Source organism: Streptomyces tendae (assembly GCF_014650435.1).
In the GTDB taxonomy this organism is placed as follows: Bacteria; Actinomycetota; Actinomycetes; order Streptomycetales; family Streptomycetaceae; genus Streptomyces; species Streptomyces tendae.
Genome location: NZ_BMUY01000001.1, coordinates 282,827 through 304,884, shown reverse-complemented (window position 1 = coordinate 304,884; position 22,058 = coordinate 282,827). Strand labels below are relative to the sequence as shown.

Here is a 22,058-nt window from a genome sequence, read left to right as displayed (position 1 = left end):
GAAGCGGACGGGCTCGGTCCGGTCCCCTCCCCGCGCGCCCCTAACCTTGCGCCATGACAACGGCATTGATTACCGGATCGACGGCGGGCCTCGGCGCCGCGTTCGCCCGCCGGCTCGCGGCCGACGGCCACGACCTGGTGCTGGTGGCCCGCGACACCAAGCGGCTGCGCGAACAGGCCACCGAACTGCACGACCGGCACGGCATCGAGGCGGAGGTGCTGACGGCGGACCTGTCGACGGACGCCGGCATCGACGCGGTGGCCGCCCGGCTGGGGGACCGCAGGAACCCCGTCGACCTGCTGATCAACAACGCCGGTTTCGGCAACAAGGGCCGTTTCCTCGACGTCCCCATGGCCGACGAGCTGACCATGCTCAAGGTGCACTGCGAGGCGGTGCTCCGGCTGACCTCGGCGGCGGTGGAGGCGATGCGGGAGCGGGGCCGCGGCGGCGTCGTCAACGTGGCCTCGGTCGCCGCCTTCGTCCCGCGCGGCACCTACGGCGCCTCCAAGGCGTGGGTCGTGCAGTTCACCCAGGGCGTGGCGAAGGACCTGGCCGGCAGCGGCGTACGCCTGATGGCCCTGGCGCCCGGCTTCGTGCGCACGGAGTTCCACGAGCGGGCCGGCATGGGCACGGACAACATCCCGAACTGGATGTGGCTCGACGCGGACAACGTCGTCGCCGCGGGCCTCGCCGACCTGTCCCGCGGCAAGTCCCTGTCGATCCCCGACCCCCGCTACAAGACCCTGATGGGCGCGGCCAAGCTGGTGCCGCGGGGCCTGCTGGGCGGGATCACGTCGCGGACGGGGCGCAAGTACGGGCCGCAGTAGGGCCGTCGGCGAGATCGTCGGCAACCCGGGACCGTCACCCGACCGTGTGATCCGGTGCGGTCCGTCCTGAACCGTGTGCCGGTGCGACGTAGCGTCGGGTGGCTGCGCCCGTGGTGTGCGGGAGGTCGCAGGGCGGCGAGCGAGAGGACGGGATCGGGTGAGTGCGGGCACGGGTGACCGGGGCGAGCTGTTCGTCGACGGCACCGGCGGAGGGCGTACGGACGGGGCGACGGCGGGCCGCACACGGCGGGCGGCTGCCGGGGTGGGCCGGGCTCCCGCGGGCGGCGGAGCGGCGGTGATGTTCTCCGACGGCGTCCCCTCGCCCTCGCACTCCCCCGCCGCCGCATCCGGTGCCCCGGCCGAGAGCACCGGTGTTCCCGCCGAGGGCACCCGCTCGGCGGCACTGCCACGTGCCCGTACCGGCCCGCCGCGCCGCGGGTCCCGACGGGAGAAGAAATCGTGGCCGAAGATCGCGCAGCGGATCGTGCCGGACGATCTCCAGCCCGAGGTGCTGCGCCTGGAGCTGACGGAACTCGGGGACGCGTTCCGGGCGTACCAGCGGCGGCCCGAACCGGATCTCGCCGTCCTCGCCGAACTGCACGACCGCAAGGCCCGCGCCTTCGCCCTGTGGGCGGACGTCACCGACGACGCGTCCCTGCGGGAGGAAGCGGACCGGGCCGCGGCGGCCGCGCGGACCACCCGCGAGATGGACGCCAACCGCCGCGGCGTCCCGGTGGACGGGGAGGGGCCGGTCGTCGAGCGGTTGCTGACCCGGGGCCAGGGCGTCCACGCCCGCACGGTGCTGGAGCACGTCCGGGTCGGGTCCCCGCTCCCCGGGGCGGAGGCGCGGCTCGCGGTGCTGATGCTCACCCTGCGGGCCGCGCGCGCCGGTACCGGGAACGTCACCGGGCAGGACCTCGGCGGCTGGTTGCAGGGCGACGCCGAGCGGGTGCTCCAGGAGCTCGTCGACGTGGGCTGGCTGCTGCTGCCGGAGGACGTCACCGCCGACGACGCGCTGACGTCCCGGCCCGAGGAGCCCGCCCAGGTGACGGTTCCCTCGCTGCTGGCCACCGCGCCCCGCCCGTTCTTCTTCGGCAAGGTCACCCGGGCCCGGCTCTCGGGGTGGGCGCAGAAGGTGGTGGGTGACCGGAAGCTGCGGAAGAAGAAGGCCGGGGCTGCCACCAGGCTCCTCGCGGTGTACACCGCGGCCCACAGCCGTCCCGGCGGGTGCCTGGGAGGCGGCGGCGAGGACGCCGGTCTGGCGCTGGACGAGGTCGCCCAGTTCTGCGGCCTGCGGCCCGAGGAAGTCGCCGAACACGCCGGACTGCTGACCGCCGCGGGCTGGCTCGAGGAGGAGGCGGACACCACCGCCGGCCGGCTACGGGGCCGACTCGCCGAACGCGTACTACCACTGAGCGGCCTGCTGTGACGGCGCCCCCAAGGGTCGCGGGGAACTGAGACTCGTCAGCTGCAACACCCCCAAGGGGCGCGGGGAACTGCGCGACCAGCCACAACGGCGCCGCACCCGGCAACAAACCCGACGGGGCAGACGCGTCCCCGGCACCGGCGCCCCGACGCAACGGTGCCCGGCCCCCCGCAGGGGACCGGGCACCGTTCACTCGGCTCAGCTCAGCGCAGCGCTCAGTGGGCGTGCCCGTGGCCGTGGCCCGCCGCGGCCGGCTCTTCCTCTTCCTTCTTCTCGACGACCAGGGTCTCGGTCGTCAGCAGGAGGGAGGCGATGGAGGCGGCGTTCTCCAGGGCGGAGCGGGTGACCTTCACCGGGTCGATGACGCCGGCCTTGACCAGGTCGCCGTACTCGCCGGTGGCGGCGTTGAAGCCCTGGCCCTTGTCGAGCTCGGCGACCTTGGAGGTGATGACGTAGCCCTCCAGGCCGGCGTTCTCGGCGATCCAGCGCAGCGGCTCGACGGCGGCGCGGCGGACGACCGCGACACCGGTGGCCTCGTCGCCGGTCTTGCCGAGGTTGCCCTCGAGCACCTTGACGGCGTGGACCAGCGCGGAGCCACCACCGGAGACGATGCCCTCCTCGACCGCGGCGCGGGTCGCGGAGATGGCGTCCTCCAGACGGTGCTTGCGCTCCTTCAGCTCCACCTCGGTGGCGGCGCCGACCTTGATCACGCACACGCCGCCGGCCAGCTTCGCGAGGCGCTCCTGGAGCTTCTCGCGGTCCCAGTCGGAGTCCGTGGCCTCGATCTCGGCCTTGATCTGGTTGATGCGGCCCTCGACCTCGTCGCGCTTGCCGGCACCGTCGACGATCGTGGTGTCGTCCTTGGTGACGGTGATGCGGCGGGCGGTGCCGAGCACCTCGAGGCCGACCTGGTCGAGCTTGAGGCCGACCTCCTCGGAGATGACCGTGGCGCCGGTGAGGACGGCCATGTCCTGCAGCATCGCCTTGCGGCGGTCGCCGAAGCCGGGGGCCTTGACGGCCACCGCGTTGAAGGTGCCGCGGATCTTGTTGACGACGAGGGTGGAGAGCGCCTCGCCCTCCAGGTCCTCGGCGATGATCAGCAGCGGCTTGGAGGCGTTGGCCTGGATGACCTTCTCCAGCAGCGGCAGCAGGTCCGCGATGGAGGAGATCTTGCCCTGGTTGATCAGGATGTACGGGTCGTCGAGGACGGCCTCCATGCGCTCCTGGTCCGTCACGAAGTACGGCGACAGGTAGCCCTTGTCGAAGGCCATGCCCTCGGTGAAGTCCAGCTCCAGACCGAAGGTGTTGGACTCCTCGACGGTGATGACACCGTCCTTGCCGACCTTGTCCATCGCCTCGGCGATCAGCTCGCCGACCTGCTGGTCCTGGGCGGACAGCGCGGCCACGGCGGCGATGTCGGACTTCTCGTCGATCGGGCGGGCGGTGGCGAGAAGGTCTTCCGACACGGCGGCGACGGCCGCGTCGATGCCCTTCTTCAGCAGCGCCGGGGAGGCACCCGCGGCGACGTTCTTCAGGCCCTCGCGCACGAGCGCCTGGGCGAGCACGGTGGCGGTGGTGGTGCCGTCACCCGCGATGTCGTTGGTCTTGGTCGCCACCTCCTTCACCAGCTGGGCGCCGAGGTTCTCGTACGGGTCCTCGACCTCGACCTCGCGGGCGATGGTGACGCCGTCGTTGGTGATGGTGGGGGCGCCGAACTTCTTGTCGATGACGACGTTGCGGCCCTTGGGGCCGATCGTCACCTTCACGGTGTCGGCGAGCTTGTTGACGCCGCGCTCGAGGGCGCGACGGGCGTCCTCGTCGAACTTCAGGATCTTCGCCATGGGAGCGTGAGCCCTCTTCCGGAAATCTTGGGGTTATACGGCAACTGCGCCCCCGACGCCCGGCTTTTTAAGGTCGCGGGAGCCAGGGGCGCAGCTGGAAAGCAAGGTGCTTCGGTGAAGTGAAGAGCTACTTGAGAGCTGCTTCTACTTCTCGACGATCGCGAGCACGTCGCGGGCCGAGAGGACGAGGTACTCCTCGCCGTTGTACTTCACCTCGGTGCCGCCGTACTTGCTGTAGAGCACGACGTCGCCGACGCTGACGTCGAGCGGAAGGCGGTTGCCGTCCTCGAAGCGGCCCGGGCCGACGGCCAGGACGACGCCCTCCTGGGGCTTCTCCTTGGCGGTGTCCGGAATGACCAGGCCCGAAGCCGTGGTCTGCTCGGCGTCGAGCGGCTGGACCACGATGCGGTCCTCGAGCGGCTTGATGGCAACCTTGGAGCTGGTGGTCGTCACGATCCGACCTCCCCCTTCGGAGATCTCACGGGGTTAACTGTCTGAGGTGGCGACCAGGTGGATCCGTCGTCGCGGGTGCCGGACCTGCCCGTCGCGTAGTTGGCACTCTCCAGTGGGGAGTGCCAGACCCGAGACTATGACTGCGATTAGCACTCGGTCAAGCGGAGTGCCAATGCCGACGGCGCGTCGGCGGTGTTTTCGTGTGAACGCCGGTTTGTGGAGGCACCCGGCGTGGGTGTGGGCGTCGCTGGGGGCTGCCGCCCCCAGGCCCCCGCTTCGGCCCTGAACGGACCTCGTCCTCAAACTCCCCCGGAGGGGGCACCCCCAACGGGCTGGAGAATGCCGGTCGGCGACAGGAGGGCAGGGGTCGGCGCGCCCGAGGGCTCAGAGGTAGTCCTCCAAGTTGCCCACCCTCAGTCCCTGCTCCTCGATCGTGTTCAGCAAACGTTCCGTGCGGGCCGTCAGGTTCGTGGCCGTCGGGTGGTCCGGGTCCACGGCGATGATGTCGCCGGGGTGCAGGCGGGGCTCGCCGCGCGTGTAGGTGAGGGCGCCGTCGGCGTCCAGGGTGGCGCGCCACAGGACCAGGGCCGTGATCCCGCAGTCGGCGGCGGCGCGCAGGGTCGTGGTGTCGTACGTGCCGTGCGGCGGGCGGAAGAGGTGGGCGCGGACGCCGAAGCGGGACCTGAGCTTGGTCTGCTGGCCGCAGATCTCGGCGCGCTGACCGGCGTACGGCAGGCCGCGCAGGGAGCGGTGATCGAGGGTGTGGTTCTGCAGGCTCGCGCCGAAGGGGCGCAGCCGGGCGAGGTCGCCGTAGGCCGGTCCGGCGACGGTGTCGGTGAGGAACAGGGTGACCGGGAGCCGCCGTTCGCGGACCAGGCCGGCGAAGGCGGGGTCGCGCTCGGCGCTGTCGTCGTAGGTGAGGAAGACGACCGGGTCGTCGGTGCGGACGTGGTCCACGGCGGACGGCGTCCGACGGCCCCGGTCGGCGTCCTGGGCCGGGTCCCCGGCCGCCGCCGCGTGCTCGACGGGGGCGGGGCCGGTGGCGAGCCGGTCGCAGGCGGTGAGCGGGAGCAGCAGGAGCAGGAGGAGCAGGAGGGGGGCCGGGGCGGCGCCGGGCGGGCGGGACCGCCCTCGCCTCACAGGTAGTCCTCCAGGCGGGCCACCGCGTATCCGTCGGCGGTGATCCGGTCCAGGAAGCGGCGGACCATGTCGGTCATCGTGCCGTCCCAGTCGTCGGTGCCCCGGAAGTGGGTGAGGACGATGTCGCCGGGGTGCAGGTCCTGGTCCCACTCCCGGTACTCCCAGTGGTCGACGTACACCTCCTCGCTCCAGATCGGGGCGTACTCGATCCCGCAGGACTTGGCGGCGCGCAGGGTGTCGCGGTTGTAGTTGCCGTAGGGCGGGCGGAAGAGGACGGGGCGCTTGCCGTAGTGCTTCTCCATCACGTCCTGCATGCCGCAGATCTCCCGCTTCTGGTCCTCGTAGGAGAGACCGGGGAGGTAGGGGTGGCTCAGGGTGTGGTTGTTGAGGGTGATGCCGCGGGCCTGCATCTTCTTGAAGTAGCCGTAGTCGTCCTTGATCTCCTCGTCGGTGAGGAAGACGGTGTACGGGATCTTCAGTTCGCTCATCATCTTCAGGAACGCCGGGTCCTTCTCGGCGCCGTCGTCGATGGTGAGGAAGACGATCTTCTCCTTGGTGGGGACCGTGGTGAAGACCGGCGGGAGGTCGTCCGACTCCTGGCCGTCGACCTCGAAGCCCTCGCGGGCCTCGATCTCCGGCTTCTTCGCGGGGGGCGCGGGGGCCGTCAGCGGGACCTTGTCGAGTTTCCAGCGCTTGGCGGCGGCGGCCAGGGCGGCCCGGGCCTCGCGCGCCTTCGCCGCGCCGTCGACCGCGCGGGCCGGGGGTGCCTGCTGACCGGGGGCGCCCCGCACGCCCTGGTCGTCGCCCTGCGCGCAGCCGGCGGCGAGGGCGGCTACGGCGACGGCGAGGACGGCGGTGGCACGAGGTGTCCGAGACACGCGACGCGACACCCGACTTTTGTCATTTTGTACGACTTCTCGCATGGTGCCGGATCCTCGCAGTCCCCTGCCGCCGAACCCGGCCCGACACCGCGCCGGAGGCACACGATCCACCGACTGGCCCACAATGACCCGGTGAACGACCTCGACTTCCTCCTCACCCCCGAAGGCCGCGCGCTCCTCGACGAGGTGCGCGACACCGACCCCGCACGGGAGTTGGCGGTCGCGACCCGGCTGCGGCGCACGCACCCCGCCGAGCTGGTGTCGGCGGCGCTCGGGCAGGCGCGGCTGCGGCAGCGCGCGGTGGCGAAGTTCGGGGCCGAGGACGCCGGGCGGATGTTCTTCACGCCCAACGGGGTCGAGCAGTCCACCCGCGCGAGCGTGGCGGCGTACCGGGCGGAGCGGTTCGCGGCGCTGGGCGTGACCTCCGTCGCCGACCTGTGCTGCGGGATCGGGGGCGACGCGATCGCGCTGGCCAGGGCCGGGATCCGGGTGCTCGCCGTCGATCGGGACCCGGCCACGGCCGCGGCGGCCCGCGCCAACGCCGACGCGCTGGGGCTAGGCGACCTGATCGAGGTGCGCGAGGCGGATGTCGCGGAAGTGGACACGGAGGCGTACGACGCCGTGTTCGTCGATCCCGCGCGCAGGGGCGGGCGGGGCCGGATCTTCGATCCCGAGGCGTACTCGCCGCCGTTGTCCTGGGCCGTGCGGGCGGCCCGTACGGCCTCCCGGGCCGCCGCGCTGAAGGTGGCGCCCGGCATCCCGCACGAGGCGGTGCCCGAGGACGCCGAGGCGGAGTGGATCTCCGACGGCGGGGACGTGAAGGAGGCCGTGCTGTGGTTCGGGACCGGCGCGGCGCCGGGGGCGGTGCGGGCCACACTGCTGCCCGGCCCCCGCACCCTGCCGGGCACCGGCCTGCCCGACCCCGAGGTGCGCCCGCCCGGCCGGTACCTGTACGAGCCGGACGGCGCCGTCATCCGCGCCCACCTGGTCGCCGAGGTCGCCGAGGACCTGGACGGCGGGCTGATCGACCCGACCATCGCCTACGTCACCGCCGACGAGCTGCGCAGCACCCCGTACGCCACCGCCTACGAGATCACCGACCGGATGCCCTTCAACGTCAAGAAGCTCAAGGCGCTGCTGCGGGAGCGCGGGGTCGGCACGCTGACGGTGAAGAAGCGGGGCTCGGCGGTGGAGCCGGAGGAGCTGCGGAAGAAGGTCAAACCGCAGGGTCCGAACGCCGCGACCGTGTTCATGACACGGGTCGCGGGGGCGCCGACGATGCTGATCGGGCGCCCGGCGGGTTAACCGTCCGCCTCCCGCGCCCGGTCCAGCAGGAGCGCGCGTTCGCGGGCGTTGCGGGTCAGGGACGCGGCGCGTTCGAACTCCGCGCGTGCCTCGCTCGTACGGCCCAGGCGGGCCAGGAGGTCGCCGCGGACGCTGGGGAGCAGGTGGTAGTCGCGCAGGGCGGGTTCGGCGGCGAGGGCGTCCACGAGGGCCAGTGCGGGGGCCGGTCCCTCGGCCTTGGAGACGGCGACCGCGCGGTTGAGTTCCACGACCGGGGACGGGGTGCGGGCCGCGAGCAGGCCGTAGAGCGTGGCGATGCGGGGCCAGTCGGTCTCCTGGTACGTGTGGGCCGTCGCGTGGCAGGCGGCGATCGCGGCCTGGAGGACGTACGGGCCCGGGGCGCCGGAGCCGGTGGCGGCGTGGGCGTGGTCGAGGGCGGTGATGCCGCGGGCGACGAGCAGGCGGTTCCAGCGGTGGCGGTTCTGGTCCTCCAGGAGGACGGGCTCGCCGTCGGGGCCGGTGCGGGCCGCGGTGCGGGAGGACTGGAACTCCAGCAGCGCGGTCAGGCCGTGGACCTCGGGTTCCTTCGGCATCAGGGCCGACAGGACGCGGGCCAGGCGCAGGGCGTCCTCGCACAGGGCGGGGCGGAGCCAGTCGTCGCCGGCGGTGGCCGCGTAACCCTCGTTGAAGATCAGGTAGATGACCTCCAGGACCGAGCCGAGGCGGGCCGCGCGGTCCGGGCCGTACGGCACCTCGAAGTCGATGTTCTTCCTGGCCAGGGTGCGTTTGGCGCGCACGATGCGCTGCGCGACGGTCGGTTCGGGGACGAGGCAGGCGCGGGCGATCTCCGGCGTGGTCAGGCCGCCGAGCAGCCGGAGGGTGAGGGCGATGCGGGCCTCGGCGGACAGCACCGGGTGGCAGGCGGTGAAGACCAGCCGGAGCAGGTCGTCGTCGATGTCCTCGGGGTCGGCGGGCTCCTCGGGCGGGGGCGCCGCGGCGGGCAGGTCCCGGCCGATCTCCGCGAGCTTGCGGGCGTAGGTCTCCCGGCGCCGGATCAGGTCGACGGCGCGGCGGCGGGCGGTGGCCATGAGCCAGGCGCCCGGGTTGTCGGGCACTCCGTCCCTGGGCCACTGCTCCAGGGCCGCGACCAGGGCGTCCTGGGTGAGTTCCTCGGCGATGCCGACGTCCCTCACGAGCCGGGCCACGCCGGCGATGACGCGGGGCGACTCCAGCCGGAAGACGGTTTCGAGGGCGGCGGTGGGCTGCGGTTCCACAGCCCACCATGCAACACCCTCGGGACGCCGGGGCAAAACGGGGCTCTGGCCGCCCTCCGTCGGCTCAGCCCTCCATCAGCTCCCGCACCTCGCAGGTCACCGTCCAGTACTCCTCGTGGGTCTTCAGGAACCGCTTGGTCCACTCGATCGCCTCGGCCCGGTCCTTGGCCTGGAGGAGGGAGTAGCCGCCGATGACCTCCTTGGTCTCGGTGAAGGGCCCGTCGGTGACGGAGAGCTGTCCGCCCTCGTAGTGGACGCGGGTGCCCTGGCTGGTCGGGGTCAGGCCGGCCGTGTCCAGCAGGACGCCGGCCTTGGTCATCTCCTCCATCAGCTTCTCCATCCGCTGCACCAGCTCGGGGCTGGGGCCGCCGGGCAGGGCGTCGGACTCCTCGATGCGGATCAGCGACAGGTAGCGGGGCATGGTGACTCCTCGGGTGGTTCGGCTGCCGGGCTTCTCCCGGCCTCTCACCCTTGCGTCGAACGGGCCGGTCGCGGATCGACACACGCCGGGAAGATTTTCGGGACCTTTCGGGACCTCGCTCAGCGCAGCGATTCCCACAGGTCGGCGGCCTCCGGCTGGTCGGCCACCACCCGGTTGGGGTCCGAGGGCGCCGGCAGCACCGGCATCGTCAGTGTGCGTACGTCGTCCGCGGCGAGGTCCCCGAGGCTGCGGCCCAGGTTCGTCAGCTCGCCCAGCGAGTCCAGGCCGGTGTCGGTGGTGAGGCTGCCGGTGAGCGCGTCGGCGACCTGGTAGAGCTTCGCGGGGTCGGTGAGCAGGTCGGTGGCGGAGACCTGTTCGAGGAGCGCCTTCACCAGCTTGTGCTGGAGCTCTATCCGGGCGAGGTCGCTGCCGCCGGCCAGCCCGTACCGGGTGCGGGCCAGGCCGAGCGCCTCGGTGCCGTCGAGGTGGTGGGTGCCGGCGTCCAGGTGCAGGTGGCTCTTGTCGTCGTCGATGTCGACGTCCGTGGTGACGGTGACCCCGCCGAGCGCGTCGACCAGGTCGGCGAAGCCGGAGAAGTCGACCTCGACGTAGTGGTCCATGCGCACGCCGGTGAGCGTCTCGACGGTTTTGACCGCGCAGACCGGCCCGCCCAGTTCGTAGGCGGTGTTGAACATCGCGCCGCTCGCCTCACGGGTCGTCCCGCCGGACGGCAGCGGGCAGGAGGGCCGCTCGACGAGCGTGTCGCGCGGGATGCTGACGACGGTGGCGGCGGTGCGGCCCGCGTCGAGGTGGACGACCATCGCGGTGTCCGAGCGGGCGCCGCCGCTGTCGCCGCCGCCGAGTTCCCGGTTCTCCTCGCCGCTGCGCGAGTCGGAGCCGAGGACGAGGAGGTTCAGGGCGCCGGTGGGCACCGGGGAGGCGGAGGGCGAGGCGGAGGGGGCGGTGACCGGTCGCGCGGGGCGGTCGTCCCCGAGGGCGCCGTTGATGTCGACGCTTTTGATGTTGCCGTTCAGGTGCCAGTACGCCCAGCCGGCCGCCCCTGCACCGAGCAGCAGGGAACCGGCCAGGGCGAGGCCGGCCACCCTCAACCCCTTCCGGCGGCCGCCCCGACCGTCCTGTCCGCCCCGTGCCGCCATGCGTCAGCCCCCGCCCTGCCAGTCCCGTCCGCGTCCCCACCCGGATGCCCCGCCGGAAGGAACATAAGTCCGAATTATTGAAACTGGAACAGGTGGGCCGGGCTTCTGCGGAAATTCTCAGACTGAGGGCTTATCCGCTCATCCCTTCGCGGCTCATACCGCCGCGGCTCATCCCTCCGCGGCTTGTCACTAAGCGGCTTGTCCCTCCTGGGGCGGCGCCGTGCTGCTGCGCACCTCCAGGCTGGTGGCCAGCTCCACCCGGGTCGCCGTCGAGGAGCCGTCGTCCCGCCCGAGGTCCAGCACCAGCCGGGCCGCCGCCTCGGCCATCTCCATCAGCGGCTGCCGTACGGTCGTCAGCGGCGGACCCACCCAGCGCGCCACCGGCAGGTCGTCGAACCCGACCACGCTCAGGTCGTGCGGGATGCGCAGCCCCAGCTCGCGCGCGGCCTCGTACAGGCCCAGCGCCTGGAGGTCGTTGCCGGCGAAGACGGCGGTCGGCCGGTCCGGGCGGCGCAGCAGCTCCAGGCCCTGCCGGTAGCCGGCCTCGTGGTGGAAGTCGCCGGTCACGATCAGGTCCGGGTCGACCGGCAACCCCGCCGTCTCCAGTGCGGCGCGGTACCCGTCGACGCGGGCGCGGCTGCACATCATGCGGGTGGGTCCGCTGATCGCGCCGATGCGGGTGTGGCCGAGGTCGACCAGGTGGCGGGTGGCGGCGAGGCCGCCCTGCCAGTTGGTGGCACCGATGGACGGCACGTCGGCGCCCGGGTCGCCGGCCGGGTCCATCACCACGAACGGGATGGAGCGGCTGGTGAGCAGGGCCCTCTGGGACTCGTCGAGGCCGGACAGCACGAGGATCACGCCGTGCGGGCGGCGGGCGGCGACCTGGTCGGCCCAGGTCCGGCCGGGTGTGAGGCGGCCCGCGCTCTCGGAGAGCACGACGCTGAGTCCGGCGTCCCTGGCCACGTTCTCCACGCCGCGGATGACCTCCATCGCCCAGGCGCTCTCCAGCTCGTGGAAGACCAGGTCGATCAGGGGCGAGCGGGTCGACTCGGCACGCCTGCGCCTATAGCCGTGGACGCGGAGCAGCTCCTCGACGCGGGCCCGGGTCGACGGTGCGACGTCGGCGCGGCCGTTGAGCACCTTCGAAACAGTCGGCGCCGACACACCGGCCTCACGCGCGATCTCGGCGAGGGTCGCGGTCTGCGGGGACCGCTTTTGCGTCCGGGTTTCAGCGGGCTGCGGGGATGTCATGGCGGCGATCGTAACCCCATGAGGCCGCCTGACGAAGGGGACGGCGGACCGAGGGCCATCGGAACATTCGGAATACCTGCCGAATCATTCGCGCTAGCGGTCGCCGTCCCCGCCGTCCTCGTCGTCGTCCTGGACCGACTCGAACCGCCACCGGTGTGCTGCCCGCGTCACCAGGCCCTTGTCCGGCTCCGGCAGTTCCGGCAGCTCGGCGTCGAGGTCGGCGTCCCACCAGGTGATGACGAGCACGCGGTCCTGCGGGGCGCGCAGGGTCTCCCGGCGGAGCGGAGTGCCTGCGAGTGCCTGGGTGCGGGCCCAGGTCAGCAGTTCCTCACCCCGGCCGGGAAGCGCCCGCGCCTCCCACATCAGCGCGACGGTCACGAGTACAGGTTCTCCTTGCTCACTTCGTGGACGTGGTCGTGGCCGTGGTGACCGTGGTGGGTGCCGTGGTCGTGGCCCCGGCCCGGCACGTGCGGGTCGGTCACCGGGAGGGAGGAGTCCGCCGAGAGGTCCCAGTCGGACGCGGCCCGGTTCCGGGCGACCATCTCGGCGCCGAGCGCGGCGACCATGGCGCCGTTGTCCGTGCACAGCTTGGGGCGGGGTACGCGCAGCCGGATGCCGGCCGCCTCGCAGCGCTCCTGGGCCAGCGCCCGCAGCCGCGAGTTGGCGGCCACGCCGCCGCCGATCATCAGGTGGTCGACACCCTCGTCCTTGCAGGCCCGCACCGCCTTGCGGGTCAGCACGTCCACGACCGCCTCCTGGAAGGAGGCCGACACGTCACGCACCGGCACCTCCTCGCCCGCCGCCCGCTTCGCCTCGATCCAGCGGGCCACGGCCGTCTTGAGACCGGAGAAGGAGAAGTCGTACGCCGCGTCGCGCGGGCCGGTCAGACCGCGCGGGAAGGCGATCGCGTCCGGGTCGCCCTCGCGCGCGTACCGGTCGATGACCGGGCCGCCCGGGAAGCCCAGGTTGAGCACACGGGCGACCTTGTCGAATGCCTCGCCGGCCGCGTCGTCGATGGTGGCGCCCAGCGGGCGGACGTCCGAGGTGATGTCCGTCGACAGCAGGAGCGAGGAGTGGCCGCCGGAGACCAGCAGCGCCATCGTCGGCTCGGGCAGCGCGCCGTGTTCGAGCTGGTCGACGCAGATGTGCGAGGCGAGGTGGTTGACGCCGTACAGGGGCTTGCCGAGCGCGTAGGCGTACGCCTTGGCCGCCGAGACGCCGACCAGCAGGGCGCCCGCGAGCCCGGGTCCCGCGGTGACGGCGATGCCGTCGAGGTCGCGGGCGCTCACCCCCGCCTCCTTGAGGGCGCGGTCGATGGTCGGCACCATCGCCTCCAGGTGGGCGCGGCTGGCCACCTCCGGCACGACGCCGCCGAAGCGGGCGTGTTCGTCGACGCTGGAGGCGACGGCGTCGGCCAGCAGGGTGGTGCCGCGGACGATGCCGACGCCGGTCTCGTCGCAGGAGGTCTCGATCCCCAGGACGAGAGGCTCGTCGCGTGAGTCAGCCATGGTTCTCGGTTCCTCGTTCGGTGCCGGGTACGGAGGTGGACGGGTCGGTCAGGCGCATCACCAGGGCGTCCACGTTCCCCGGCTGGTAGTAGCCGCGTCTGAAGCCGATGGGCTCGAAGCCGAAGCGCTCGTAGAGCCGCTGGGCCCGGGTGTTGTCCACTCGGCACTCCAGGAGCACCTCGGTGCACTCGAAGTCGGTCGCCGCGCGCAGCAGCTCGGTCAGCAGCCGCGCCCCGAGCCCGGTGCCCCAGTGGTCGCGGGCGACGGCGATGGTCTGCACGTCGGCCTGCTCCCCGGAGGTGACCAGGCCCGCGTAGCCGACGACGTGGCCGTCCTCCTCGGCGACCAGGTAGCGCCGGGTCGCGCCGGGGCCGCGCGCGTGCGCCAGCTCGGACCAGAACATCCCCCGCGACCAGGCGTCCTCGGGGAACAGCTCGCGCTCCATGCGGAGCACGGGGTCGATGTCCCACCAGCGCATCTCGCGCAGCGCGGCGGGTGCGGACTCGGCGGTGGCTGGCTCGGTCACTTCGGGGTGACCACCTTGTAGTTCTTGGGGACCTGGGCGTCCGGACGGCGCAGGTACAGCGGCCGGGGCGCGGGCAGCTCCTCCCCCGCCGCCAGCTTCTCGGCGGCCAGCCGGGCCAGGGCGGCGGCGGACACGTGCTCCGGCTCGTGCGCCCGGGGGAAGGTGTCCGGGTACAGCAGCGCGCCCGCGCCGACGGCCGGGAGCCCGGCCACCTGGCCGGCGATGTCGGCGGGCCGGTCGACGGCCGGGTCGGTGAGGCGGGTGCGGGAGTCGGCGTACCGCGCCCAGTAGACCTCCTTGCGGCGGGCGTCGGTCGCCACCACGAAGGGGCCCTCCAGGTCGGCGGCGAACGCGAGGCCGTCCAGCGTGCACAGGCCGTGCACGGGCACGCCGAGTGCGAGTCCGAAGGCGTCCGCGGTCATCAGGCCGACGCGCAGCCCCGTGTACGGGCCGGGGCCGGTGCCGGCGACGATGCCGGTGACGGCGTCGAGCCGCAGACCGGCCTCGGCGAGCACCCGGTCGACGGCGGGCAGCAGCAGCTCACCGTGCCGGCGCGCGTCGACCTGGCTCGACGAGGCGATGACGTCCGTACCGTCGTGGAGCGCGACGGTGACGGCGGGCGTGGCGGTATCCAGAGCGAGCAAGAGCACGCAAACAGCCTACGGCGCCGCGGGGCCCGCGCCGGACGCCCTGTGGACAACCCGGCGGCGCCCGGCGGGACGGGCCCGCCCACTCCGTGTCGCACACCGCGTCCGCCCGCTCACGTACTGCTACCGTCGCCCGGAGCACGACACCCGGGACGTGGCACGCGGCACGCCGGGCGCAAGACGCACGAGTACGACGACGAGGTGGTCGCCAGTGGTAAGCAGCAGCGCCGGTATCGTCACCGGCCTCACGGCGGCGGCCCTGGTGACCATCGGCGTCCTCGCCCACCAGGCGTCCGTCAGCGTCCCGGACGACCTCGGCCGGACCGGCGCGACCGTCAGCCCTGCCCCGGGCGCCGCCAAGGCGCCGCGCGACCGGCGGCATCCGCACGCGCTGCCCGCCATGTCCGGAACGGGTGAACGGGTGGTGTACTCGGTGGACGACGACCGCGTCTGGCTGGTCGGCCCCGGGAACAAGGTGCGGCGCACCTTCGAGGTCACGCCCAGCACGGTCGATCCGACCCCGGGCGCCTACACGGTCACCTCCCGGTCCAACCGCATCACCGGGTCCGACGGCATCCCGGTCGAGCACGTGGTGCGCTTCGCCGGCGCCCAGGGCGTGGCCATCGGGTTCAGCGCGGCGGTCGACGGCTCGACGGCCGCGCCCGACCCGGACCGGCCCACCGGCGGCATCCGCGAGTCGCGCGCCGACGGCGAGGCGATGTGGAATTTCGCGACGATCGGACGGCAGGTCGTCGTCGTCCCCTGACGACGCGCGGGGCCGTGGCCCCGCGGTCTACCGCCGGGTGCCGGGCGGCCTCGCGGTGGCCCCGCGGTTCGCCGCCGGGTGTCAGGCGGCCTCGCGGTGGCCGCGGTGGCGCCGCTGCCCGCGATGGTCCGGCTGTTCGAGGTCACCCTGCTGCTCGCGGACCGGCCGGGGCGTCTCGGGTGCGGGGGCACTGGGCGGCGTCGAGACCGCCGTCGCGGCGGCGCAGGAGGCGAGCAGGTCCCGCATCGACACTCCGGCGGGCTCGGGCGACTGGGGCCTCGGGCGGCCCTGCGGCTGGGCCTGGGACGTGGACGACATGGACGCCTCCTGAAGCTCGGGGGCGACGCAGTAAGGCAAGCCTAACTACGAGCTGAGTACCATGTGACCACGCGCGAGTCCCGGAGCGCAATCTTTTGCCGACGTCTTGTCGGAAATCCGGCGGGAGCCGGCACCGCACCGGTGGCTCAGCGGCTCAGCCGGCGAGGACGCCCACGTCGGCCGTGGTCCAGCGCTCGCCGAGGCCGGTCACCGTCACGTGCCGCACCTCGTCCGTGGTGTCGCCGACGGCCCGGTCGATCCGGACCCGCAACCGGTCCTCGGTCAGCTCCTCGACCTTGCCCTCGCCCCACTCGACCACGATCACCGAGTCGGGCAGGGACACGTCGAGGTCGAGGTCCTCCATCTCGTCGAGGCCGCCGGACAGCCGGTAGGCGTCCACGTGGACGAGCGGCGGACCGTCACCGAGCGGGGGGTGCACGCGGGCGATCACGAAGGTCGGGGAGGTCACCGCGCCCCGCACGTCGAGGCCCTCGCCGAGCCCCCGGGTCAGCGTCGTCTTGCCCGCGCCCAGCTCCCCGCTGAGCATCACCAGGTCACCGGCGCGCAGGAGCCCCGCGAGCCTGCGGCCCAGTTCCCGCATCTGCTCGGGGGAGGTGACGGTGATCTCGACGTCGGGCGCGGGCTCGGCGGCCCGGGAGGGCTCAGCCGGGCCCTGCGCTGCTGCTGGTGCTTCCATAGCCGTCCACGGTAGCCGCTGTCGGCACGGCGCCCGCGCGGGCGAGCAGGTCGGCGAGGCGGTCGGTGACCAGCTCGGGGTGCTCCAGCATCACCAGGTGCCCCGCGTCGGGGACCAGCACCAGCTCGGCGTCCGGCAGCAGGTCGGCGATCGCCTCGCTGTGCTCGCTCGGCGTCACCAGGTCCCGCACCCCGGCCAGGACCAGGACCGGGAGGCCGGCGAAGCGGGCGAGGGCCTCGGTCTTGTCGTGGTCGTTGAAGGCCGGGTAGTACTCGGCGACGACGTCGATCGGCGTCGACTCGATCATCCGCTCGGCGAACCGGGCCACGGCCGGGTCCACGTCCCGGGACGCGAAGGAGTACCGCTTGATGATCCCGGCGAACAGGTCCGCCGTCGCCCGCCGTCCCCGCTCCACCAGCTCGGCCCGCTGCCCCAGCGCCCGGAGCACGCCCGGCAGTACCCGCCGCACCGCGTTGACGCCGGCCACCGGCAGCCCGAAGTTGACCTCGCCGAGCCGCCCGGACGACGTACCGACGAGGGCGACGCCGACGACGCGCTCGCGGACCAGGTCGGGGAAGGCGTCGGCCAGCGCCATCATGGTCATGCCGCCCATGGAGTGCCCGACCAGCACGATCGGGCCCTCGGGTGCGGCCGCGTCGATGACGGCCTTCAGGTCGCGGCCCAGTTCCTCGATGCTGACCGGCCGGTCGTCCCGCGTCTGGGCCACGCCCCGCCCGGACCGGCCGTGGCTGCGCTGGTCCCAGTAGACGGTGCGGACGACGCCTCTGAGGGCCGCCCGCTGGAAGTGCCAGGAGTCCTGGTTGAGGCAGTAGCCGTGGCTGAAGACGACGGTGACGGGCGCGGGCGCCCTGCGGCCGAAGAGCCGCCTGCGGCGCGGGGCGCGGTCGGCGTCGGCCGCCGGGTCGAGGTCGTCGACCTCGTAGTACAGCTCGGTGCCGTCCTCGGCGTACGCCTTGCCGGGAGTGCCGCGCAGTCCGCCGTAAGGGCCCGCCGAGTCGAGGGCGAGGCGGGCCTTCTGGCGCATCCCGCGGCCGACGGTGAGCCGCTCTATCGCCACGCCGGCCGCGGCCCCGGCCGCGACCACGCCTATCGCGACCCCGGCGATGCCGGTCGCCCGGCGCCAGCCGCCCGCGGCGGCCTCGGTGGCGGCCTCCGTGGCGGAGGCGACGGCCGCCGCGACGGCCTCCCCGCTGCTCTCGCTCACGTGCACCGCTCCCCTTCGCTTGGTTCACCTGGTTCACCTGGTTCGCCCGGTTCACCGGGCCGCTGTGCGCCTACCCGCCGCCGATCGCCGTTTCACCCGGGCGCGCGTCGGCCGGGATCCGTCACTCGTTGACGTAGACGCGCGGGACGCGGCTTCCGATCCGGGTGACGATCTCGTACGCGATGGTGCCCGCCGCCTGGGCCCAGTCCTCGGCGGTGGGCTCGCCGCGGTCGCCGGGCCCGAACAGCACCGCCTCGGCGCCGGGTCCCGGCCGGTCCCCACCCAGGTCGACGACGAACTGGTCCATCGCGATCCGTCCAGCGACCGTGCGCCACTTGCCGTCGACCAGGACCGGGCCGGTGGAGGAGGCGTGGCGGGGGACGCCGTCCGCGTAGCCGAGCGGGACGAGGCCCAGGGTGGTCTCGCCAGGGGTGGTGTAGTGGTGCCCGTAGCTGACGCCGTGGCCGCCGGGGACCTGCTTGACCAGGGCCAACGAGGCGGCCAGCGTCATCACGGGCCGCAGCCCGAAGTCGGCCGGGGTGCCGATCTCGGGGCTCGGTGAGACGCCGTACATCGCGATGCCGGGCCGTACGAGGTCGAAGTGGGCGTCGGGGAGGGTGAGGGTGGCCGGCGAGTTGGCGATGTGCCGCACCTCGGGGCGCAGGCCCTGCCGCTCGGCGTACGCCGTCATCTCCCGGAAGCGGGTGAGCTGCGCGGCGATGGACGGGTGGCCGGGCTCGTCGGCGCAGGCGAAGTGGGACCAGAGCCCGGTGACCCGCAGCAGCCCTTCCCGCTCGGCCCGCAGGGCGGCCGCGACCAGTTCCTCCCAGTCCGCGCCGGGCTGGCAGCCGTTCCGGCCGAGCCCGGTGTCGGCCTTCAGCTGCACGCGCGCGGGCACGCCGGCCGCCCGTGCCGCCCCGACGACCTCCTCCATGGCCCACATTCCGCTGACGGACACGTCCAGGCGCGCCTCGACGGCCTCCCGCCAGGGCCCGCCGGGCGTCCACAGCCAGCACATGACGCGTACGTCGTCCGGCAGTCCGGCCTCCGCCGCGCGCAGGGCGAGGGCCTCCTGGGGGGTGGCGGTGCCGAGCCAGGTCGCGCCGGCCTCGACGGCGGCGCGGGCGCAGGGGACGGCGCCGTGGCCATAGGCGTCCGCCTTGACGACGGCCATCAGAGCCGCCCCGGGGGCCCGTTCGCGCAGGGCGCGGACGTTGGCCCGCAGGGCGGCCAGGTCGATCTCGGCCCGGGCGCGCAGTACCGCGTCCGGCCGAGCAGGTGTCTCGCTCATCGTGCCCCCAGTCTCTCAGAGCCCCCGGCCGCCCCCGGCCGCACGCCACCGGGGCGGGGCGGTGGCCCGGGAGTGGTGGGCGGCGGCCCGGCAGTGGTTAGGGTGCCCGGCATGAGCATCATCGGGGTCGGGATCGACGTGGCCGAGGTCGAGCGGTTCGGGGCGTCGCTGGAACGCACACCGGCCCTGGCGGGGCGGCTCTTCCTGGAGCGCGAGTTGCTGCTGCCCAGCGGTGAGCGCCGGGGCGTCGCCTCGCTCGCCGCCCGCTTCGCGGCGAAGGAGGCGCTGGCCAAGGCGCTGGGCGCACCGGCGGGGCTGCTGTGGACGGACGCCGAGGTGTACGTCGAGGAGAGCGGGCAGCCGCGGCTGCGCGTGTCGGGGACGGTGGCGGCGCGGGCGGCGGAGCTGGGTGTGGCGTCCTGGCACGTGTCGCTGAGCCACGACGCGGGGATCGCGTCGGCGGTGGTGATCGCGGAGGGATAGCCCCCGGGCAGCCCCCTCCCCATGGCCAGCCCTCATGCCCAGCCTCCGGGACGGCCCTCATGGACAGCCCTCGGGTCGGCCCCTCACGGTCAGACCCGGGGTTCAGCTCTCGGGACGGCCTCTCATGGCCAGCCCCGGGTTCAGCTCTCGGGTCGGCCCCTCATGGTCAGCCCCCGGGTCGGCCCCACACGGTCAGCCCTCGGGACGGCCCCACGGTCAGCCCCGGAGGGTCAGTCGGCCGTCGGCCGGACGCGGATGTGCATGCGCTCACCCTGTGCGCCGTACAGGGCGATCCACTCGACGGGCTGGTCCCCGGCGTTGGCGATGCCGTGCGGGACACGGGTGTCGAACTCCGCGGTCTCCCCGGCCGTCAGGACCAGGTCGTGCTCGCCGAGGGCCAGGAGCAGGCGGCCGGAGAGGACGTAGAGCCACTCGTGGCCCTCGTGCGACCCCTGTGCGGGCCGGGGCGTCCACTCGGTCCGCGCGGTGGCCGGTGCGGGGAGGATCTGCTTGTAGGCGTGCAGGCCGTCGTTGGGGTTGCGGGTGAGCGGGATCCACGTCTGTCCGTGCCGGGTGAAGGGACGGGGGTGGACGCGGGGGTCGCCGGTGCGGGAACCGACGAGTTCGTCCAGCGGCAACCGGTGCGCCCGGGCCAGCGGCAGCAGGTGCCGCAGCCCCGGTTCACGCTGTCCCGACTCCAGCCGGGACAGGGTGCTCACGGAGATGCCGGTGACGGCGGCGAGCTGGGCCAGCGTGAGCCCGCGGGCCTGCCGGATGGCGCGCAGGCGTGCCCCGAGCGAGGTCATCACCTGTGCCGTCTCGTCGTCGCCGCCGCTCATGGGACCACTGTCCCCCATCGCGGATTCCGGGGAGCGGTGGGCCGTGCGTGTTCCGGACGTACGGGGAAGACTCGACGGCATGCGGACTGCGTACAGCGTGGAAACGGTCAGGAACGCCGAGCGGGAGCTGATGGCACGGCTGCCGGAGGGGGCTCTGATGCAACGGGCCGCGGCCGGCCTTGCCGCCGCCTGCGCCCAGGTGCTGGCCCGGGTGGCCGGGCGGGTCTACGGCAGCCGCGTGGTGCTGCTGGTCGGCAGTGGTGACAACGGCGGCGACGCCCTGTACGCGGGCGCGCGGCTGGCCCGGCGGGGCGCGGGCGTGACGGCGCTGCTGCTCGCGCCGGAACGGGCGCACGCCGGCGGTCTGGCGGCGTTGCGGCGGGCGGGCGGACGGGTCGCCGACGGCGACGGGGCCTCCGGTGCCGCCGGGGAGTCGATCGCGCGGGCCGACCTGGTCGTGGACGGCATCGTCGGGATCGGCGGCAGGGGCGGGCTGCGGGAGGCGGCGGTGCCGCTGGCGGACGCGGCCGCGCGGTCCCGGGCGGCCGTCGTCGCCGTCGACCTGCCGAGCGGGGTCGACGCGGACACCGGTCAGGTGCGCGGGGACGTGGTCCGCGCCGACCTGACGGTGACCTTCGGGACGCACAAGCCGGGGCTGCTGATCGATCCGGCGCGGGAGTACGCGGGTGCGGTGCGGCTGGTGGACATCGGCCTGCCGCTGCCCGCGGAGGCGGCCGAGCTGGAGGCGTTGCAGCACGCGGACGTGGCGCGCCTGCTGCCGGTGCCGGCGGCCGAGAGCGACAAGTACCGGCGCGGGGTCGTGGGCATCGCCGCCGGCTCGGCCCGCTACCCCGGCGCGGCCGTACTCGCCGTCGCGGGCGCGCTGCGGGGCGGGGCCGGGGCGGTGCGGTACGTCGGTCCGGCCGGGGACGCGGTGATCGCCCGCTTCCCGGAGACGCTCGTGTCCGACCAGGGGCCGGAGCGGGCGGGGCGGGTGCAGGCGTGGGTGGTCGGACCGGGCGCCGGTGACGACGCGGCGACGGTGGCTCAGGTGCTGGCGGCGAAGGTGCCGGTGCTGATCGACGCGGACGGCCTGCGGCTGGCCGACGCGGACGCGGTACGTGCGCGCACCGCACCGACGCTGATGACCCCGCACGCCGGGGAGGCGGCGGCACTGCTCGGGGTGGCCCGGGAGGAGGTCGAGGGTGCCCGGCTGGCCTCGGTGCGCGAGCTGGCGGCGCGGTACGGGGCGACGGTGCTGCTGAAGGGCTCGACGACGCTGGTGGCCAGTGCGAAGGGCGGCCCCGTCCGGGTCAACGCGACGGGGACGTCGTGGCTCGCCACGGCCGGCAGCGGGGACGTGCTGTCCGGCCTGGCGGGGTCCCTGCTGGCGGCGGGCCTGTCGGCGGTGGACGCGGGGAGCACGGCCGCATACCTGCACGGCCTGGCGGGCCGCTTCGCGGCCCAGGGGGCCCCGGCGGGAGCGCACGACGTAGCGGCGGCAATCCCGCGGGCCTGGCGGGACGTGCGGGGGGACTGAGCGGGGGGGTTGAGCGGGCCCCGGGCCCCTGCGCCGACCGAGCCGCGGACCCCTGTGCCGAGCGGGTCCCGGGCCGCCGTGCGACCGGACCCCCGACCCTGTGCCGACCCGGCCCGGACCGTCGTGCGACCGGACCCCGGACCCTGTGCCGAGCGGACCCCCGACCCCTGTGCCGAGCGGACCCCCGACCGCTCTGCCGACCGGGCCCCGAACGGCTGTGCCGAGCGGGCCCCGGACCACCGTGCTGACCGGCGGCGACCGTC

The 22,058-nt window shown here is 73.9% G+C and carries 23 protein-coding genes; 6 read left to right on the top strand and 17 right to left on the bottom strand.

Annotation, left to right across the window (positions count from 1 at the left end; all coding sequences use genetic code 11):
* Positions 1 to 53 precede the first annotated feature (53 nt).
* Together IE258_RS01520 and IE258_RS01515 are read left to right on the top strand one after the other, a co-directional pair.
* Complete coding sequence (locus IE258_RS01520; RefSeq protein ID WP_127894056.1) at positions 54 to 827, top strand: SDR family NAD(P)-dependent oxidoreductase; 774 nt, start codon at positions 54 to 56, stop codon at positions 825 to 827.
* A gap of 157 nt (positions 828 to 984) precedes the next feature.
* Complete coding sequence (locus IE258_RS01515; protein WP_189737867.1) at positions 985 to 2,256, top strand: hypothetical protein; 1,272 nt, start codon at positions 985 to 987, stop codon at positions 2,254 to 2,256.
* 212 nt (positions 2,257 to 2,468) lie between these two features.
* On the opposite strand, the gene groL is transcribed toward IE258_RS01515, so the two are convergent.
* From groL to IE258_RS01495, 4 genes are all read right to left on the bottom strand, one after another.
* Positions 2,469 to 4,094 carry a chaperonin GroEL gene (groL, locus tag IE258_RS01510; protein WP_159329614.1) on the bottom strand — a complete coding sequence of 542 codons (1,626 nt, stop codon included), beginning with the start codon at positions 4,092 to 4,094 and terminating at the stop codon, positions 2,469 to 2,471.
* A gap of 144 nt (positions 4,095 to 4,238) precedes the next feature.
* Complete coding sequence (gene groES, locus IE258_RS01505; RefSeq protein WP_003974211.1) at positions 4,239 to 4,547, bottom strand: co-chaperone GroES; 309 nt, start codon at positions 4,545 to 4,547, stop codon at positions 4,239 to 4,241.
* A gap of 384 nt (positions 4,548 to 4,931) precedes the next feature.
* A complete protein-coding gene (locus IE258_RS01500) occupies positions 4,932 to 5,687 on the bottom strand; it encodes a polysaccharide deacetylase family protein (RefSeq protein WP_189737864.1) in 756 nt (251 codons plus the stop codon).
* On the bottom strand, positions 5,684 to 6,610 hold the full coding sequence (locus IE258_RS01495; RefSeq protein ID WP_189737862.1) for a polysaccharide deacetylase family protein: 927 nt from the start codon (positions 6,608 to 6,610) through the stop codon (positions 5,684 to 5,686). Before IE258_RS01495 ends, IE258_RS01500 begins: the two co-directional genes overlap by 4 nt.
* 90 nt (positions 6,611 to 6,700) lie before the next feature.
* Between IE258_RS01495 and IE258_RS01490 the strand changes: the two genes are divergently transcribed.
* Complete coding sequence (locus IE258_RS01490) at positions 6,701 to 7,873, top strand: class I SAM-dependent methyltransferase (RefSeq protein ID WP_189737859.1); 1,173 nt, start codon at positions 6,701 to 6,703, stop codon at positions 7,871 to 7,873.
* On the opposite strand, the gene IE258_RS01485 is transcribed toward IE258_RS01490, so the two are convergent.
* The 8 genes from IE258_RS01485 to tsaB all read right to left on the bottom strand — a co-directional run bounded on the left by IE258_RS01485 (position 7,870) and on the right by tsaB (position 14,639).
* Positions 7,870 to 9,126, bottom strand: a complete 1,257-nt coding sequence (locus tag IE258_RS01485; protein WP_189737856.1) for an RNA polymerase sigma factor — start codon at positions 9,124 to 9,126, stop codon at positions 7,870 to 7,872. The two genes, IE258_RS01490 and IE258_RS01485, sit on opposite strands and share 4 nt — an antisense overlap.
* Before the next feature lie 64 nt (positions 9,127 to 9,190).
* Positions 9,191 to 9,547 (bottom strand): YciI family protein, encoded by a 357-nt coding sequence (locus IE258_RS01480; protein WP_189737853.1) that lies wholly within the window; start codon positions 9,545 to 9,547, stop codon positions 9,191 to 9,193.
* A gap of 119 nt (positions 9,548 to 9,666) precedes the next feature.
* Positions 9,667 to 10,704 (bottom strand): LCP family protein, encoded by a 1,038-nt coding sequence (locus tag IE258_RS01475; protein WP_189737849.1) that lies wholly within the window; start codon positions 10,702 to 10,704, stop codon positions 9,667 to 9,669.
* A gap of 189 nt (positions 10,705 to 10,893) precedes the next feature.
* The gene (locus IE258_RS01470; protein ID WP_189737846.1) at positions 10,894 to 11,955 is read right to left on the bottom strand and encodes a LacI family DNA-binding transcriptional regulator; all 1,062 of its coding nucleotides are present in this window, start codon (positions 11,953 to 11,955) and stop codon (positions 10,894 to 10,896) included.
* Between the two features lie 93 nt (positions 11,956 to 12,048).
* A complete protein-coding gene (locus tag IE258_RS01465) occupies positions 12,049 to 12,333 on the bottom strand; it encodes a hypothetical protein (protein ID WP_189737843.1) in 285 nt (94 codons plus the stop codon).
* Positions 12,330 to 13,463 carry a tRNA (adenosine(37)-N6)-threonylcarbamoyltransferase complex transferase subunit TsaD gene (gene tsaD, locus IE258_RS01460; RefSeq protein ID WP_159329605.1) on the bottom strand — a complete coding sequence of 378 codons (1,134 nt, stop codon included), beginning with the start codon at positions 13,461 to 13,463 and terminating at the stop codon, positions 12,330 to 12,332. Before tsaD ends, IE258_RS01465 begins: the two co-directional genes overlap by 4 nt.
* Positions 13,456 to 13,989 carry a ribosomal protein S18-alanine N-acetyltransferase gene (gene rimI, locus IE258_RS01455; RefSeq protein ID WP_011029840.1) on the bottom strand — a complete coding sequence of 178 codons (534 nt, stop codon included), beginning with the start codon at positions 13,987 to 13,989 and terminating at the stop codon, positions 13,456 to 13,458. Before rimI ends, tsaD begins: the two co-directional genes overlap by 8 nt.
* Positions 13,986 to 14,639 (bottom strand): tRNA (adenosine(37)-N6)-threonylcarbamoyltransferase complex dimerization subunit type 1 TsaB, encoded by a 654-nt coding sequence (gene tsaB, locus IE258_RS01450; protein ID WP_159329604.1) that lies wholly within the window; start codon positions 14,637 to 14,639, stop codon positions 13,986 to 13,988. Before tsaB ends, rimI begins: the two co-directional genes overlap by 4 nt.
* A 208-nt stretch (positions 14,640 to 14,847) precedes the next feature.
* Between tsaB and IE258_RS01445 the strand changes: the two genes are divergently transcribed.
* On the top strand, positions 14,848 to 15,402 hold the full coding sequence (locus IE258_RS01445) for a hypothetical protein (RefSeq protein WP_189737841.1): 555 nt from the start codon (positions 14,848 to 14,850) through the stop codon (positions 15,400 to 15,402).
* 81 nt (positions 15,403 to 15,483) lie between these two features.
* On the opposite strand, the gene IE258_RS01440 is transcribed toward IE258_RS01445, so the two are convergent.
* The 4 genes from IE258_RS01440 to alr form a co-directional block, all read right to left on the bottom strand.
* Positions 15,484 to 15,720 carry a hypothetical protein gene (locus tag IE258_RS01440; protein WP_189737838.1) on the bottom strand — a complete coding sequence of 79 codons (237 nt, stop codon included), beginning with the start codon at positions 15,718 to 15,720 and terminating at the stop codon, positions 15,484 to 15,486.
* Positions 15,721 to 15,874: 154 nt separating this feature from the next.
* Entirely contained in the window at positions 15,875 to 16,417 is a 543-nt protein-coding gene (tsaE, locus tag IE258_RS01435) for a tRNA (adenosine(37)-N6)-threonylcarbamoyltransferase complex ATPase subunit type 1 TsaE (RefSeq protein ID WP_189737835.1), read from the bottom strand.
* Entirely contained in the window at positions 16,383 to 17,642 is a 1,260-nt protein-coding gene (locus IE258_RS01430) for an alpha/beta fold hydrolase (RefSeq protein WP_189737832.1), read from the bottom strand. The genes tsaE and IE258_RS01430 overlap by 35 nt, the downstream gene beginning before the upstream one ends.
* Before the next feature lie 121 nt (positions 17,643 to 17,763).
* Positions 17,764 to 18,933, bottom strand: coding sequence for an alanine racemase (gene alr / locus IE258_RS01425; RefSeq protein ID WP_189737829.1), 1,170 nt, complete (start codon positions 18,931 to 18,933; stop codon positions 17,764 to 17,766).
* 111 nt (positions 18,934 to 19,044) lie between these two features.
* Between alr and IE258_RS01420 the strand changes: the two genes are divergently transcribed.
* Positions 19,045 to 19,416 (top strand): holo-ACP synthase, encoded by a 372-nt coding sequence (locus IE258_RS01420; protein WP_087807722.1) that lies wholly within the window; start codon positions 19,045 to 19,047, stop codon positions 19,414 to 19,416.
* A gap of 230 nt (positions 19,417 to 19,646) precedes the next feature.
* Here IE258_RS01420 and IE258_RS01415 read toward each other — a convergent pair whose 3' ends face one another.
* Complete coding sequence (locus IE258_RS01415) at positions 19,647 to 20,255, bottom strand: helix-turn-helix domain-containing protein (RefSeq protein ID WP_189737826.1); 609 nt, start codon at positions 20,253 to 20,255, stop codon at positions 19,647 to 19,649.
* 79 nt (positions 20,256 to 20,334) lie between these two features.
* Between IE258_RS01415 and IE258_RS01410 the strand changes: the two genes are divergently transcribed.
* Positions 20,335 to 21,795 carry an NAD(P)H-hydrate dehydratase gene (locus IE258_RS01410; protein ID WP_189737823.1) on the top strand — a complete coding sequence of 487 codons (1,461 nt, stop codon included), beginning with the start codon at positions 20,335 to 20,337 and terminating at the stop codon, positions 21,793 to 21,795.
* Positions 21,796 to 22,058: the final 263 nt, after the last annotated feature.

Bases quoted from the DNA above. Each gene is read 5' to 3' on its own strand.
- IE258_RS01520 (WP_127894056.1), top strand. From the start codon at position 54: ATGACAACGGCATTGATTACCGGATCGACGGCGGGCCTCGGCGCCGCG.
- groL (WP_159329614.1), bottom strand. From the start codon at position 4,094: ATGGCGAAGATCCTGAAGTTCGACGAGGACGCCCGTCGCGCCCTCGAG.
- IE258_RS01495 (WP_189737862.1), bottom strand. From the start codon at position 6,610: ATGCGAGAAGTCGTACAAAATGACAAAAGTCGGGTGTCGCGTCGCGTG.
- IE258_RS01480 (WP_189737853.1), bottom strand. From the start codon at position 9,547: ATGCCCCGCTACCTGTCGCTGATCCGCATCGAGGAGTCCGACGCCCTG.
- IE258_RS01475 (WP_189737849.1), bottom strand. From the start codon at position 10,704: ATGGCGGCACGGGGCGGACAGGACGGTCGGGGCGGCCGCCGGAAGGGG.
- IE258_RS01470 (WP_189737846.1), bottom strand. From the start codon at position 11,955: ATGACATCCCCGCAGCCCGCTGAAACCCGGACGCAAAAGCGGTCCCCG.
- tsaD (WP_159329605.1), bottom strand. From the start codon at position 13,463: ATGGCTGACTCACGCGACGAGCCTCTCGTCCTGGGGATCGAGACCTCC.
- IE258_RS01440 (WP_189737838.1), bottom strand. From the start codon at position 15,720: ATGTCGTCCACGTCCCAGGCCCAGCCGCAGGGCCGCCCGAGGCCCCAG.
- tsaE (WP_189737835.1), bottom strand. From the start codon at position 16,417: ATGGAAGCACCAGCAGCAGCGCAGGGCCCGGCTGAGCCCTCCCGGGCC.
- alr (WP_189737829.1), bottom strand. From the start codon at position 18,933: ATGAGCGAGACACCTGCTCGGCCGGACGCGGTACTGCGCGCCCGGGCC.
- IE258_RS01420 (WP_087807722.1), top strand. From the start codon at position 19,045: ATGAGCATCATCGGGGTCGGGATCGACGTGGCCGAGGTCGAGCGGTTC.
- IE258_RS01415 (WP_189737826.1), bottom strand. From the start codon at position 20,255: ATGAGCGGCGGCGACGACGAGACGGCACAGGTGATGACCTCGCTCGGG.
- IE258_RS01410 (WP_189737823.1), top strand. From the start codon at position 20,335: ATGCGGACTGCGTACAGCGTGGAAACGGTCAGGAACGCCGAGCGGGAG.